Below are 14,174 nucleotides of genomic sequence, written 5' to 3'. Positions count from 1 at the left end.
GATATGCGCACGAGGGTGTGCGGGAGAGAGAGGACGCCATGGCGGCATCCACACGTGTCGAGGCGGCCAGGTCCGCGCTCCGGCAGCAGACGATCGAGCTGCCGTCCTGGGCCTTCGGCAACTCGGGCACGAGGTTCAAGGTCTTCAGCCAGCCGGGCGTGCCGCGCGACCCGTTCGAGAAGATCGCTGACGCTGCCCAGGTGCACCAGTACACCGGCGTCGCGCCGCGGGTCAGCCTGCACATCCCCTGGGACCTCGTCGACGACTTCTCCGGTCTCGCCCGGCACGCCGCCGACCTGGGCGTGCAGATCGGCATGATCAACTCCAACGTCTTCCAGGACGAGGACTTCATGCTGGGCTCGCTCGCCCACCCCGACCCGCGGGTGCGGGCCAAGGCCGTGGACCACCACAAGCAGTGCATCGACGTCATGCGCGCCACGGGGTCCAAGGACCTCAAGGTCTGGCTGTCCGACGGCCTCAACTACCCCGGCCAGGACTCGATCCGGGCCCGTCAGGACCGGATCGCCGAGTCCCTGGCCCAGATCTACGCCGCGCTCGACGACGACCAGCACATGGTGCTCGAGTACAAGTTCTTCGAGCCTGCGTTCTACGTGACCGACGTCCCGGACTGGGGCACGTCCCTGCTGCACGTCATGGCGTTGGGCGACCGGGCGAAGGTGGTGCTCGACACGGGCCACCACGCGCCCGGCACCAATATCGAGTTCATCGTGGCGCAGCTGCTGCGCCAGGGCCGGCTCGGCGCCTTCGACTTCAACAGCCGGTTCTACGCCGACGACGACCTCATGGTCGGCGCCGCGGACCCGTTCCAGCTCTTCCGGATCATGCACGAGATCGTGTCCGCCGGGGCGCACGCCCCGGACAGCGGCGTGAACTTCATGCTCGACCAGTGCCACAACATCGAGCCGAAGATCCCCGCCCAGATCCGGTCCGTCATGAACGTCCAGGAGGCGACGGCCAAGGCGCTGCTCGTCGACGTCGAGGCGCTCACGGCGGCCCAGCTGTCCGGTGACGTGCTCGGCGCGCACGGCGTGCTCATGGACGCGTACGACACCGACGTCCGCCCGCTCGTCGCGCAGGTGCGCGAGGAGATGGGCCTGGACCCGAACCCGACTGCCGCCTTCGCGGCGTCGGGCTATGCCGAGAAGATCGCGAGCGAGCGCGTCGGTGGCGCGCAGGCAGGATGGGGAGCATGAACGACGTCGTCCAGAACGGCGCGGTCCGGGAGCTCGTGGGGCGGTCGAACCGGCTGGGGTCCGACCCGCGGGTGACCAACTACGCGGGCGGCAACACGTCCGCGAAGGGGACCGCCACCGATCCCGTGACGGGCGAGGCCGTCGAGCTGCTGTGGGTCAAGGGCTCCGGCGGTGACCTCGGCACGCTCACCGAGCAGGGTCTGGCCGTGCTGCGGCTGGACCGGATGCGTGCCCTGGTGGACGTGTACCCGGGTGAGGAGCGCGAGGACGAGATGGTCGCCGCGTTCGACTACTGCCTGCACGGCAAGGGCGGTGCGGCGCCGTCGATCGACACCGCTATGCACGGTCTGGTCGACGCGCCCCACGTGGACCACCTGCACCCCGATGCCGGCATCGCGATCGCCGCGGCGGCCGACGGCGAGAAGCTGACCGCCGAGATCTTCGGCGGCGAGGTCGTGTGGGTGCCGTGGCGCCGGCCGGGCTTCCAGCTCGGCCTCGACATCGCGGCCATCAAGGCGGCCAACCCGCAGGCGGTCGGCTGCATCCTCGGCGGGCACGGGATCACCGCCTGGGGCGACACCTCGGGCGAGGCGGAGGAGCGGTCGCTGGACATCATCCGGCGGGCCGAGGAGTTCATCGCCGCCCGGGCCGCGACCCGGGACGTCCACCCGTTCGGTGCCCCGCGGCCGGGCTACGAGCCCCTGCCCGACGACGAGCGGCGCGCCCGTGCCGCTGCGCTCGCCCCCGTGATCCGGGGCCTGGCCAGCATCGACGCCCCGCAGGTCGGCCACTTCACCGACTCGGCGGCCGTGCTGGAGTTCGTGGCCCGGGAGCGGCTGGTGCCGCTCGCCGAGCTGGGCACCTCGTGCCCCGACCACTTCCTGCGCACCAAGGTGAAGCCGCTGGTGGTCGACGTCCCGACGTCGGCCACCGTGGAGGAGACCGTTGCCGCCCTGCGCGCCGCGCACACCGCCTACCGCGCCGACTACGCGGCGTACTACGAGCGGGGCGCGGGGGCCGCGCGGGCGCGCGGCGAGGAGCCGCCCGCGATGCGCGGCGCCGACCCTGCGATCGTGCTGGTCCCCGGCGTGGGCATGTTCTCGTACGGCCGGAACAAGCAGACGGCGCGCGTGGCCGGCGAGTTCTACGTCAACGCGATCAACGTGATGCGCGGGGCCGAGACCATCTCGACCTACGCGCCCATCGCGGAGCACGAGAAGTTCCGCATCGAGTACTGGGCGCTCGAGGAGGCGAAGCTGCAGCGGATGCCCGCGCCCAAGCCGCTGGCGACGCGGATCGCGCTGGTGACCGGGGCGGCGTCGGGCATCGGCAAGGCGATCGCGACGCGGCTGGCCGCCGAGGGCGCGTGCGTAGTGGTCGCGGACCTGGACGCCGAGAAGGCGTCCGCGGCGGCAGCGGAGCTCGGGTCGGCGGACGTCGCGATCGGTGTGGCCGTGGACGTGTCCTCCGAGGCGGCGGTGCAGGCCGGGGTGCGGGAGGCCGTGCTTGCGTTCGGCGGCGTCGACCTCGTGGTGAACAACGCCGGGCTGTCCCTGTCGCGTTCGCTGTTCGACACCACCGAGGCCGACTGGGACCTGCAGCACAACGTCATGGCCAAGGGGTCGTTCCTGGTTTCACGTGAAGCGGCGCGGGTGCTGGTGGACCAGGGCATGGGCGGTGACATCGTCTACATCTCCTCGAAGAACTCCGTGTTCGCCGGGCCGAACAACATCGCGTACTCCGCGACCAAGGCCGACCAGGCGCACCAGGTGCGCCTGCTGGCAGCCGAGCTCGGCGAGCACGGGATCCGCGTGAACGGCGTCAACCCGGACGGAGTGGTGCGCGGGTCGGGCATCTTCGCGTCCGGCTGGGGCGCCAACCGGGCGGCGGTGTACGGGGTGCCGGAGGAGAAGCTCGGCGAGTTCTACGCGCAGCGCACGCTGCTCAAGCGAGAGGTGCTGCCCGACAACGTGGCGGCCGCCGTCTTCGCGCTGTGCACCTCCGACTTCTCGCACACGACCGGCCTGCACGTGCCTGTCGACGCGGGCGTGGCAGCGGCGTTCCTGCGGTGAGCGAGTCGGGGTTCGTCGCGATCGACCTGGGGGCGACCAGCGGCCGGGTCATGCTCGGTGTGCTCGACGGCGGGCGGGTCGAGCTGGTCGAGTGCGGCCGGTTCCCCAACGGCCCGGTGGACTCCGGTGACGGCCTGCGCTGGGACGTCGAGGCGCTGTGGGCAGGAATCCTCGACGGGCTGCGCTCCGCGGGCACCCTGGCTGCACAGACCGGGGTCGAGGTCCGCGGGATCGGGGTGGACTCGTGGGCGATCGACTACGGCCTGCTCGGTCCTGACGGCGAGCTCGTGGGGGACCCGTGGAGCTACCGGGACGCCCGGACGGAGGGGGTCGCGGACCGGGTCTACGAGCGGATCTCCTTCGCCGGGCACTACGCCGTCAACGGGCTGCAGCACCTGCCGTTCACCACGGAGTTCCAGCTCGTGGCGGGGGCCGACGGCGGGCCGGGCTCGGCCGAGTGGGCGCTCGCCTCCCGGCTGCTGCTCGTGCCCGACCTCATCACGTACCGGCTGACCGGGCGGCAGGTCGCGGAGGTGACGAACGCGTCCACCACGGGGCTGCTCGACGCCCGGTCGCGCACCTGGTCGGCCGAGCTGCTGGACCGGCTGGGCGCCGAGCACCCCGGGCTGACCGGGCTGGGCGAGCTGCTTCCGGAGCTCGTGGAGCCGGGGACCGTGGTCGGTCCCCTGACGGACGCCGTGCGCGAGGCGACGGGTCTCGGCCCGGTCCCGGTGTTCGCGGTGGCCTCCCACGACACGGCGTCCGCGGTGGTCGGGACGCCGCTGCCGGAGGACGGGACCGCCGCCTACATCTCCTCCGGGACCTGGTCCCTGGTCGGGGTGGAGCTGCCCGGGCCCGTGCTCACCGACGCGAGCCGCACGGCGAACTTCACCAACGAGCTGGGCGTCGACGGCACCGTCAGGTACCTGCGCAACGTCACCGGCCTGTGGGTCCTGGACGAGTGCGTCCGGGAGTGGACGGTGGACGCTTCGCGGGGCGAGGGCCCTCCGGTCGACCTCGGTGTGCTGCTCACCGAGGCGGCGGCCGAGCCGGGCGGCCGGTGCCTCCTGGCCGTGGACGGCGACGAGTTCCTGGCCCCCGGCGGCATGCCGGCCCGGGTGCTTGCGGCGATCCGGCGCTCCGGGGCGGAGGCGCCCGAGACCCGGGCGGCACTGGCCCGGGTGGTGCTGGACAGCCTGGCGGCCGCTTACGCCCGGGTGGTCCGGCAGGCCGGCGAGCTGGCCGGGATCGAGATCCGGGCCGTGCACGTGGTGGGTGGCGGCTCGCAGAACGAGCTGCTCAACCGGCTCACGGCGGAGGCGACCGGGCTCCCCGTCGTGGTCGGCCCGGCCGAGGCGACGGCGCTCGGCAACGTCCTGGTCCAGGCGCGCGCGTCCGGCGTCGGGCCGAGCACGCTCGCGGGCCTGCGGACCGTGGTCCGCGACAGCACGGAACTGCACGTGTTCTGAACCGGTACCCGCCCAGGGGGCTACGTCGAGGAGCGGATCACCAGCCGGGGGCTCAGCTCCACGCGGTGCATCGGGCGGTCGTCGCCGACCTCCAGCCGCCGCGCCAGCAGCTCCATGGCGCCCGCTCCGATCGTCGCCTTGGGCGGCCGCACCGCGGTGAGCGGCGGATCCGCCAGCCCGGCCACCTCGTCGTCGTAGGCGACGACGGCTAGGTTCGCCGGCACCCGCACGCCGCGCTCCTGCGCCCGCTCCACCAGCGAGATCGCCTCCTTGTCGGAGTGCACCAGGAGCGCCGTCACGCCCGTTTCCGCGCACCGGTCCAGCACGGCGGCGGCCTCGTCGGCCCATCCGGCGTCGGACAGCGGCACGGTCTCCAGGTCGAGGATGACGTCGAGCCCCAGCTCGTCCGTCACCGCGAGGAAACCGCGCCGGACGGCGGCCGACGTCGGGCTGGTCCGCGACGTCACCAGCCCCACCCGCTGGTGCCCGCGCTCCGCGAGGTGCCGCGCCGCGGTGCCGGAGCCGAGCGCGTGGTCGGTCGCTACCGACTCCAGCGGCTCGCGGTACGGGCCCGCCGCCAGCCGCCGCTCCATGAGCACCACCGGCAGGTTCAGCCCGGCGAGCCACTCGCCCAGCTCGGCGGCATCGGGCCCGTCGACGGGCGGCGCCACGAGGAGGCCGTCGACACCCGGGCCGCCGTCGTCCCCGACGAGCGCCGCGACCTGGCGCCGCACCTGGTCGACGTCGTACGACCCGCCGCGCAGGATCAGCCGCGCCGTCCCGTGCGCGGCGTCCCGCACTCCTCGGATCACCTCGGGCCAGTAGTAGTCGATAGAGGGCACGACCATGCCGATGGTCAGCTGCCCGGCGTCGTCGGCGGGTGTCACCGCGGGCATTCCGATGCCGGTGGTGGCGCCGGTGGACATGCCGGCCGCGCGGGCCGGGATCCGGGCGCCGCCGTGCACCTTCTCCAGCGTGCCGTCCGCGACGAGCAGGGCGAGGTCGCGCCGCACGGTCACGGGCGTCACGCCGAGCACGCGCGACAGGTCGCTCACGCGCGCGGACCCGGTCTCCCGCACCCGCGCGATCAGTCGCGCCCGACGCTCGCTCGGGAGCGGCGCTTCCTCCGTCATGCAACCTCCTGTGGTCCTGACCCGATGGGTCCCATGGTTACCAGGAACGTGCCCGACGGCGCCTCTGCGCGCGCCGTGAGCCGCAGCCGGGTCAGGTGTTCACCCCAGACGGCGGACAGCTCTGGGTCGTCCAGCTCGCGCACGTCGAGCTCCGCGTCGACGACGTCAGGATCCCAGGCGATCGCGAGCGCGCGGCCCGCCGCCGGGTCCGGCGAGAACCGGACCACTGCCCGGCCGGGAGCGAGCGTGACGTCTCCGGCGAGCAGCCAGTGCCAGGCCGTAGGGCCGTCCGGTGCCCCGGCCGCGCTCGAGAAGGACCAGGCATCCTCGACGGTCACCGCCTCGCCGGCCGGGTCCAGGGTGACCTCGCGCCACCAGTGCTCCAGCCCGTCCACCGGATAGGCCGCGGCCAGGTCGAGCCGGGCGCTCCATGGGCCGGCGTCCGACACCTCGAAGCCGCGAGCCGCGAACTCCTGGCCAGGAGGCTGCTCCACGCCGCGGATCCGTGGGACGTTGTGCCAGCCGCCGCGGACGGCCCACAGCTCGTACCGGTCCGGCCCGAAGGTCCCGGCGCGGTAGGTGGGCTTGCCGGCGTCGACCACGAGGGGCACGCCGTCGACCGCCACGATGACCGAGCCCACGTCGACGTGGTTGTGGTTCTCGCCGTTGTGCCCGCCCTTGACCGACACCGCGAGCCCGCGTGCCGATCCGGGCGCCGAGCGCGCGACGGCCACCCCCGTCGACCGGAAGAAAGCCTGCCCCACCAGGGGCGGCGCGGTCGACGGACCGTCTGCCCATCCGGTGCGTGGCCCTGAGCCTGTCGCAGCCTCGGCCAGCATCCGGACCGCGCGGGGAAGGGAGGCGCGTTCGTCGAACAGGCCACCCGGCAGCCCCCGGTACGACGCCGCATGCTGGGCCGCGACGTGATCGCCCACCCGCAGGGCCCACCCGTGCACGACGTTCCAGGGCCAGGTCGCGAGCGGTCGCGCGGCGCCGTCGGCGACGTTGACGTACCAGTCGCCGCCGAGGTGCATGGAGTGCGGGAAGGCGACGGTCGCGCGGATACGGTCCAGCGCCTCCGGTCCGGGCTCGATCCCGGCGAACCCCAGCAGGTCCTGCGCCTCGAGCGCGCGGGCGGCGCCCTGCCACCAGTAGTGGTAGCCCTCGTCCACCCCGCCGTCCGCGGGCAGCGACGCCCAGTAGGCGGCGATCCCCTCCGCGACGAGCGCGGCGATCGCCCGACGCCGGTCGGGGTCGTCCTCCAGCGCGAGGCCGGCGGCGAGCACGTTGCCCTGGATCCAGGGGCTCCAGTTCATGATCGGGTGATCGACGCCGAGCCACCACCAGTCGCGCCGCTCGGTGAAGGGACGCAGCACCCTGGTCTGCGTCTCCGACCGGAGGCGCCACCGCACGCCGGGCGCGCGCTCGTCGAGCGCAGGGCCGAGCAGGTGGTCGATCCACGCGAGCTGCGCGGCGACCTCCCCGGCGCCGAGATCGAGGTACGGCTCGGTGACGGTGGGCGTGACGCGGCCGAAGCGGTCGAACGTGTCGTCGTGCGCGGCCCAGCACCAGGTCGACTGCTCGCACAGCAGCAGCACGCCGTCGACCACCTCGTCGATGCGGTCCGCGCGCGGGTCGAGCAGCGCCGCCAGCGTGGCGCGGGTCAGGCGTGCGTGCCGGGCGGCGACGTGCCCCTCGTAGACCGTGCGGTCGCCGTCCCGGAAGAACCGGGCGTACTGCGAGGCGAGGGTCTGCGGCCAGGGGGTGCCGCGCTCGGCGTCGGCCGCCGCGAGCGTGGGGGCGAGGGGTCCGGCAACGTTTTGGGACGCCCAGAAGCCCCGGTCGGTGACGTCGGGCGCAGGCAGCGTCGCTGCTGTCATGTGCACTCCTCCAATGTTCGAAAATGATCGTATCGGAACTCTTCGTCTATGGCCAGGGCTTGCCAACGCCCCGTGTTGTCGGCTTCAATGGGCAACGGCCGATCGTAGTTGATCGGAATTGTTCGTCTGGCTGATCAGGCGAACGTGACACTCGACGGAGAGGAGCGCGGTGGTGCGGCGACCTGAGGTCCTGCTCGTCATGGACGACCGAGCGCTACGCATGCAGTTCGGTCCCGACGAGGCCACCCGCCTCGGCGCGATCGCGACGCTCGGCGAGCCCCTGCGCGTGGCGTCCTACGACACCCCTGAGGCGAAGGACCGCCTGGCCGACGTCGAGGTGCTCCTCACCTCGTGGGGCGCGCCCCGGATCACCGAGGACGTGCTCGACCTCGCCCCGAAACTGCGCGCCGTGCTGCACTGCGCGGGCACGGTCCGGCCGCTCGTGTCCGACGCCGTCTGGGACCGCGGGCTGCTCGTCACCAACGCCGTGGCCGAGAACGCGCTGCCCGTCGCCGAGTTCACGGTGGCCGCGATCGTCATGGCCGGCAAGAAGGCGCCCTTCCTCGCGAACATCGCCCGCACGCGGCGCGACGACTGGTCCTACCTGGGCGAGCACGGCGTCCTCTCCAACCGCGACCGGACCGTCGGGATCGTCGGCTTCTCCCGGACCGGCCGCCAGGTGGTGGCGCGGCTGACGGTGCCGGGCTCCGGCCCCGAGACGCGCGAGATCCTCGTCGCGGACCCGCTCGCCGACCCCGCCGTCGTGGCCGAGGCCGGCGCGCGGCTGGTGCCGCTCGACGAGCTGCTGGCGGCGTCCGACATCGTCTCCCTGCACGCCCCCGAGCTGCCCTCGACACGCAAGCTGATCGGCGCGCGCGAGCTCGCCCTGCTGCCCGACGGCGCCACGCTCATCAACACCGCGCGCGGTGCCGTCGTGGACACCGCGGCGCTGGAGCGCGAGTGCGCCACCGGCCGGATCTACGCGATGCTCGACGTCACCGAGCCGGAGCCGCTGCCGGCGTCGTCCGTGCTGTACGACCTGCCGAACGTCGTGATCACGCCGCACATCGCGGGGTCGCTCGGGACGGAGACGCGGCGGATGACCGCCGCCGCGCTCGACGAGCTGGAGCGGTACGCGCGGGGCGACGCGCCCCGGAGCGCCGTGACGCGCGCGGACATGGAGTTCGTCGCATGACCGGCCACGAGGCGCAGACGCAGGTGCCCGGCACGGCAGGCCGCTCCGGGGAGTCCGGGCCCGAGGCCCGCGCGTGGCTCGCCGCCTACGCCGACCGGCTCCTGGCCGCGGTGCGACCGTACGCGTCGCCGAGCGGCTCGCTCTTCACGCTCCCGGGCACGCCCGGCGGGTACGGCACCGCCGTCGACGGCCTGGAGGGTTTCGCGCGCACGTTCCTGCTGGCCGGCTTCCGGCTCGCGGGGGAGGACGGCGCCGATCCGGACAACCTCGCCGAGCGGTACGCGGCCGGGCTGGCCGCGGGCACCGATCCCGCCCACCCCGAGCGGTGGACCCGGCCCGAGGAGCACGGCCAGGCCAAGGTCGAGGCCGCCTCGCTCGCGCTGATCCTCGACATGACGCGGCCCTGGATCTGGGACCGGCTCGCGCCGGCCGCCCAGGAGCACGTGGTGGACTACCTGGGGTCCGTGGTGGGCGACAAGACCTACCCGGACAACAACTGGGTCTGGTTCCGGATTGTGGTCGAGACGTTCCTGCGGTCGGTCGGCGGGCCGTTCTCCGCCGCCGACGTCGCCCGCGACCTCGCCGCCCACGACCGGTTCCGCCGTCCTGGCGGCTGGTTCGCCGACGGGCCCGAGCGGAGCTTCGACCACTACGCGGGCTGGGCCCTGCACCTGTATCCGGCGCTGTGGGCGCGGATGACGGGCGCGGCATCGGTTGCCGAGGCGGCCGGCGACGACCTGACCGCCCGCTCCGCTCAGGACCGCGCCCACCTGGGGCGATACCTGGACGACGCGCTCGCCCTCGTCGGGTCCGACGGCGCCCCGCTCCTCCAGGGCCGCAGCCTCACCTACCGGTTCGCGGCCGCCGCCCCGTTCTGGGCCGGTGCCTTCGCGGGCGCCGGCCGACCGGGGCAGCTGCGCGAGGCGGCGACGCGCATCGTGCGGCACTTCGCCGACCACGGGGTGCCGGGGCCGGACGGGCTCCTCACCCTCGGCTGGCACCACCCGTGGCGTCCCATCGCGCAGCGGTACAGCGGCACCGGCTCGCCCTACTGGGCGAGCAAGGGCCTGCTCGGCCTTGCGCTCCCCGCCTCGCACGAGGTCTGGACGGTGGCACCCGAGCCGCTCCCCGTCGACGTCGGCGACGTGCTCACCGTCGCCGCCGCGCCCGGCTGGGCCATCAGCGCCACGCACGACGACGGGATCGTGCGCGTGATCAACCACGGCACCGACCACGCGCTGCCCGGGTCCGACGGCGGCGACTCGCCGCTGTACGCGCGGCTCGGCTACTCGACAGCGACGTCGCCCCTGCTGGACGCCGATGCCTGGACCGCACCGCTGGACCAGTCGGTGGTTCTGCTGGACGCGACGGGTCGCTCGACCCACCGCACGGGCTTCGAGCCGATCGCGCCGGTTGAGGTTCGAGATCGGTCGCATGCTCTGAGCTCGGTCCAGCGATCGACCGATCTCGAAGCAGAGGACCGATCTCGTGGAGATGGCGGTGCGAGCGACCCAACTCGCGAAGTCGTCGCCGTCGCGCTCGCCTCGGTGGCCGACGCGCACTGGGTCGAACCTGACCTGTCTGTGCCCGACCACGGGTCGGGCCGCCCCGGCACCTCGACGCCCGCAGGCCGGATCACGACGGTCTCGATCGTCCGCGGCCCGTGGGAGGTCCGCCTGGTGCAAGCCTCGATCCGCGAGGGCAGGCCGGCCGCCGAGGGCGGCCCGGCCGCCGAGGGCCGACCGCCCGCCGAGGCGACGGCGCTGCGGATCGGTGGGTGGGCCGCTGGGCCAGGGCTCGTCTCGACACTGGTCCCGCTGCTGGGCGACGTCGCCCCGGTGTACGGCGAGACGACGTCCGACGACGCGACCCCGCTCGCCGGCCCGACCACCACCCCCTGGTTGCGTTACGCGCCGGTGCCGTCCGGCTGGGTCGGCGTCGGCGTACACCTCGCGCGGGCACCCGATCCCGGGCAACCGCATCTCGATCTGACCGCCGGACAGGCCGCCGTGACCTGGCCGGATGGCACACGGACCACGGCAACCCTGCCCTGACCACACACGCCGCACCCGACGGTCGCCACCGAGGCGTCGCGGGTACGGGATTACTCGAAGGAGAGTAGGAATGAACCGCAAGATCATGAGCGCGGTCGGCGTCGCAGCCGCCGCGACGCTGGCCCTGACGGGGTGCGGCGGAGAGTCCGAGCCCGCGGCCGCCGAGGGCCCGGTCACCATCACGCTGGCCGGCTGGGACTTCGCGTCCACGCCGGAGTTCCAGACGCTCGCGGATGCCTACCACGAGGCGAACCCGGACGTCACCGTGGAGCTCAAGGAGTACCCGGCGGGCGACGACTACGACACGGCCCTCACCGCCGACCTCGCCGCGGACGCTGCGCCGGACATCTTCATCGTGAAGAACCTGAAGAACTACATCACGTTCCAGCAGGGCGGCACGCTGCTCGACATCTCGGACGTGGCGGCCGAGCTCGACCCCGCGACGGGCGGCCTGGAGCCGATGGCGGTCGACGGCGCCACCTACGCCGTGCCCTATCGCCAGGACTCGTGGCTCCTCTACTACAACAAGGAGCTGTTCGAGAAGGCCGGCGTGGACCTGCCCGACGGGTCCTGGACCTGGGACGACTACGCCGACGCCGCGGAGACGCTGACCAAGGACATCGACGAGAAGCAGGTCACGGGCACCTACCTGCACAGCTGGCAGTCCACCGTGCAGGGCTTCGCGCTCGCGCAGACCGAGGGTGCCTCGCTGGACGGCGGCGACTTCTCGTTCCTCGCGCCGTACTACGAGCGCGAGCTCGCGATGCAGGACAACGGCTCGCAGCCGTCCTACGCCACGGTCACCACGAACGAGCTGACCTACCAGGCGCAGTTCGGCACCCAGAAGGCGGCGATGATGCCCATGGGCTCCTGGTACATCGGGACGCTCGTGGCGGAGCAGGCGTCGGGCGCCGCGGACACGTTCGAGTGGGGCATCGCGCCGATCCCGCAGCTCGACGAGTCGACGACCGGCACGGAGAACACGCCGGTCACGTTCGGCGACCCGACGACGATGGGCATCAACGCGGGCATCGACGAGTCCAAGATCGAGACCGCGAAGGACTTCCTGAAGTTCGCCGCCGGCCCCGAGGGCGCCGCTGCGCTCGCGGGGATCGGCATCACGCCGGCCCTGATCGACGACGCCGTCGCCGACGCGATCTTCGGGCTGGAGGGTGTGCCGCAGGACGACCTGTCCCGGTTCGCCTACACCACGCACGAGACGCTGCCGGAGAACCCGGTGGGCCAGAACACGGCGGCGATCCAGACCATCCTGGGCGAGACGCACTCGGCGATCATGTCGGAGTCCACGCCGGTGGACGAGGCGCTCGCCGAGGCCGAGGAGCGCGTCGCCAACGAGGTCGGCTGATGGCGACACCTGTCGCCGACCGGCGGACGCTCGGGTTCTCGCAGCCCGAGCGCCCGCCGCTCAGGAAACCCCGCACGTCGCTCAAGCTGCGCAACGCGCTGGTCGGCTGGACCTTCATCCTGCCGAACTTCCTCGGTTTCGCGGTGCTCACCCTCGCACCGGTGCTCACGCTGTTCTACATCTCCCTGACGAGCTGGAACATCTTCGGCAAGGCCGAGTGGGTGGGCCTCGACAACTTCGCGCGGCTGCTGGGCGACAAGAGCTTCCACACCGCGCTCGGGAACACGTTCTACTACGCCGCGCTGCACATCCCGATCACCATCGTCGTGTCCCTCAGCCTCGCGCTGCTGCTCAACCAGAAGCTGCGCGGCGCCGCGTTCTTCCGCACGGTGGCGTTCTTCCCCTACATCACGTCGATCGTCGCGGTCGCCGTGGTGTGGAACATGCTGTTCAGCCCCGAGTACGGGCCGATCAACCAGTTCCTGGGCCTGTTCGTCGGCGGCGAGCTGCCCGGCTGGACCGTCTCCAAGGACTGGGCGATGCCCGCGGTGATCATCGTGGGCACGTGGAAGGACATGGGCTACTACATGCTCCTGTTCTTGGCCGGCCTGCAGACCGTGCCCGGTGAGCTGCACGAGGCCGCCCGGATCGACGGCGCCAACGCCTGGCAGCGGTTCTGGAACGTCACGCTGCCCTGCCTGCGGCCCACGATGTTCTTCGTGACGGTCATGGTCACCATCCAGAGCTTCAAGGTCTTCGACCTGATCCTCGTCATGACCGACGGCGGTCCGGGCCAGGCGACCCTCGTGCTCAGCCAGTACATCTACCAGAAGGGCTTCGAGCAGTTCGAGTTCGGCTACGCCTCGGCCGTCGCCGTCGTCCTGTTCTTCATCTGCATCCTCGTGACTGTGGTGCAGTTCCTGTACAACAAGCGGAAGGAGGCGTGATGGCCGCCCGCCCGACAACGGCCCGCAGGGCCGGCCGGATCCTGCTCTACGTGGTGATGATCGCCGCCGCGGCGGGCATCATGCTCCCGTTCGCCTGGATGGTCATCTCGTCGCTGAAGCTCAACAACCAGGTGTTCACGGCACCGGTGCAATGGATCCCGGACCCCGTGCAGTGGCGCAACTACCTCGACATCTGGGTCAAGGCCGACATGGTCACGTGGGTGCGCAACACCCTCGTCCTGTCCGTCGCCGTGACGTTCCTGCAGGTCCTGACCGGCAGCTTCGCCGCCTACGGCTTCGCCAAGATGCGCTTCCCCGGCCGGGACGCGCTGTTCCTGCTGTACATCGGGACGATCGCGGTGCCCTGGCAGTCGTACATGATCCCGCAGTTCCAGATGATCTCGAGCTGGGGGCTCAACAACACCCTGTGGGCGATCATGCTGCTGCAGGCGTTCGGTGCCTTCGGCGTCTTCCTGATGAAGCAGTACTACGAGTCGATCCCCGACTCGCTCTCGGAGGCGGCGCGCATCGACGGGCTCTCCGAGTACGGGATCTGGTGGCGGATCATCATGCCGCTGTCGGTGCCGGCCCTGGCGTCGCTGACGATCATCACGTTCGTCTCGACCTGGAACGACTACCTCGGTCCCCTCATCTACCTGCGCGACCGCGAGCTGTGGACGATCCAGCTCGGCCTGCAGTCGTTCATCGGGGAGTACAACGCCGAGCACGCGCTGATCATGACGGGCTCCGTGCTGTCGGTCCTGCCGATCGCGCTCATCTTCCTCCTCGGCCAGCGGTACTTCGTCGAGGGCGTCGCGACGACGGGCGTGAAGGGGTGACCGCG

10 protein-coding genes are annotated in these 14,174 nt (G+C 72.3%); 8 read left to right on the top strand and 2 right to left on the bottom strand.

All coding sequences use genetic code 11. The features are described 5' to 3' along the window. Positions 1-38 precede the first annotated feature (38 nt). The 3 genes from rhaI to C8K30_RS09010 are packed head-to-tail and all read left to right on the top strand — an operon-like array spanning position 39 to position 4,755. Positions 39-1,214 (top strand): L-rhamnose isomerase, encoded by a 1,176-nt coding sequence (gene rhaI, locus C8K30_RS09020; RefSeq protein WP_108492511.1) that lies wholly within the window; start codon positions 39-41, stop codon positions 1,212-1,214. Continuing rightward, positions 1,211-3,286 carry a bifunctional aldolase/short-chain dehydrogenase gene (locus tag C8K30_RS09015; protein ID WP_108492510.1) on the top strand — a complete coding sequence of 692 codons (2,076 nt, stop codon included), beginning with the start codon at positions 1,211-1,213 and terminating at the stop codon, positions 3,284-3,286. Before rhaI ends, C8K30_RS09015 begins: the two co-directional genes overlap by 4 nt. Further along, complete coding sequence (locus C8K30_RS09010; RefSeq protein ID WP_233257063.1) at positions 3,283-4,755, top strand: rhamnulokinase family protein; 1,473 nt, start codon at positions 3,283-3,285, stop codon at positions 4,753-4,755. Before C8K30_RS09015 ends, C8K30_RS09010 begins: the two co-directional genes overlap by 4 nt. 20 nt (positions 4,756-4,775) lie before the next feature. Here the strand turns inward: C8K30_RS09010 and C8K30_RS09005 are convergent, their stop codons facing one another. Beyond that, positions 4,776-5,888 carry a substrate-binding domain-containing protein gene (locus C8K30_RS09005; protein ID WP_108492509.1) on the bottom strand — a complete coding sequence of 371 codons (1,113 nt, stop codon included), beginning with the start codon at positions 5,886-5,888 and terminating at the stop codon, positions 4,776-4,778. After that, a complete protein-coding gene (locus C8K30_RS09000; protein ID WP_108492508.1) occupies positions 5,885-7,768 on the bottom strand; it encodes a heparinase II/III family protein in 1,884 nt (627 codons plus the stop codon). The genes C8K30_RS09005 and C8K30_RS09000 overlap by 4 nt, the downstream gene beginning before the upstream one ends. A 172-nt stretch (positions 7,769-7,940) precedes the next feature. On the opposite strand from C8K30_RS09000, the gene C8K30_RS08995 reads away from it, so the two are divergent. The 5 genes from C8K30_RS08995 to C8K30_RS08975 all read left to right on the top strand — a co-directional run bounded on the left by C8K30_RS08995 (position 7,941) and on the right by C8K30_RS08975 (position 14,169). After that, positions 7,941-8,963 carry a hydroxyacid dehydrogenase gene (locus tag C8K30_RS08995; protein ID WP_233257062.1) on the top strand — a complete coding sequence of 341 codons (1,023 nt, stop codon included), beginning with the start codon at positions 7,941-7,943 and terminating at the stop codon, positions 8,961-8,963. Beyond that, entirely contained in the window at positions 8,960-11,017 is a 2,058-nt protein-coding gene (locus C8K30_RS08990; RefSeq protein WP_108492507.1) for a DUF2264 domain-containing protein, read from the top strand. The genes C8K30_RS08995 and C8K30_RS08990 overlap by 4 nt, the downstream gene beginning before the upstream one ends. Before the next feature lie 70 nt (positions 11,018-11,087). Then, positions 11,088-12,383 carry an ABC transporter substrate-binding protein gene (locus C8K30_RS08985; RefSeq protein ID WP_108492506.1) on the top strand — a complete coding sequence of 432 codons (1,296 nt, stop codon included), beginning with the start codon at positions 11,088-11,090 and terminating at the stop codon, positions 12,381-12,383. After that, entirely contained in the window at positions 12,383-13,330 is a 948-nt protein-coding gene (locus tag C8K30_RS08980) for a carbohydrate ABC transporter permease (RefSeq protein WP_108492505.1), read from the top strand. The genes C8K30_RS08985 and C8K30_RS08980 overlap by 1 nt, the downstream gene beginning before the upstream one ends. Next, positions 13,330-14,169, top strand: a complete 840-nt coding sequence (locus C8K30_RS08975; RefSeq protein ID WP_108492504.1) for a carbohydrate ABC transporter permease — start codon at positions 13,330-13,332, stop codon at positions 14,167-14,169. Before C8K30_RS08980 ends, C8K30_RS08975 begins: the two co-directional genes overlap by 1 nt. The last annotated feature ends 5 nt before the right edge of the window (positions 14,170-14,174 follow it).

The organism is Promicromonospora sp. AC04 (assembly GCF_003058225.1).
Lineage (GTDB): Bacteria > Actinomycetota > Actinomycetes > Actinomycetales > Cellulomonadaceae > Promicromonospora.
Note: the sequence above shows the minus strand (reverse complement) of the source record. Positions and strands in the feature narration are given on the sequence as shown.

What these genes read in the sequence shown, in the direction of transcription:
- rhaI (WP_108492511.1), top strand. Translation starts at nt 39, where the DNA reads ATGGCGGCATCCACACGTGTCGAGGCGGCCAGGTCCGCGCTCCGGCAG.
- C8K30_RS09015 (WP_108492510.1), top strand. Translation starts at nt 1,211, where the DNA reads ATGAACGACGTCGTCCAGAACGGCGCGGTCCGGGAGCTCGTGGGGCGG.
- C8K30_RS09005 (WP_108492509.1), bottom strand. Translation starts at nt 5,888, where the DNA reads ATGACGGAGGAAGCGCCGCTCCCGAGCGAGCGTCGGGCGCGACTGATC.
- C8K30_RS09000 (WP_108492508.1), bottom strand. Translation starts at nt 7,768, where the DNA reads ATGACAGCAGCGACGCTGCCTGCGCCCGACGTCACCGACCGGGGCTTC.
- C8K30_RS08990 (WP_108492507.1), top strand. Translation starts at nt 8,960, where the DNA reads ATGACCGGCCACGAGGCGCAGACGCAGGTGCCCGGCACGGCAGGCCGC.
- C8K30_RS08985 (WP_108492506.1), top strand. Translation starts at nt 11,088, where the DNA reads ATGAACCGCAAGATCATGAGCGCGGTCGGCGTCGCAGCCGCCGCGACG.
- C8K30_RS08980 (WP_108492505.1), top strand. Translation starts at nt 12,383, where the DNA reads ATGGCGACACCTGTCGCCGACCGGCGGACGCTCGGGTTCTCGCAGCCC.
- C8K30_RS08975 (WP_108492504.1), top strand. Translation starts at nt 13,330, where the DNA reads ATGGCCGCCCGCCCGACAACGGCCCGCAGGGCCGGCCGGATCCTGCTC.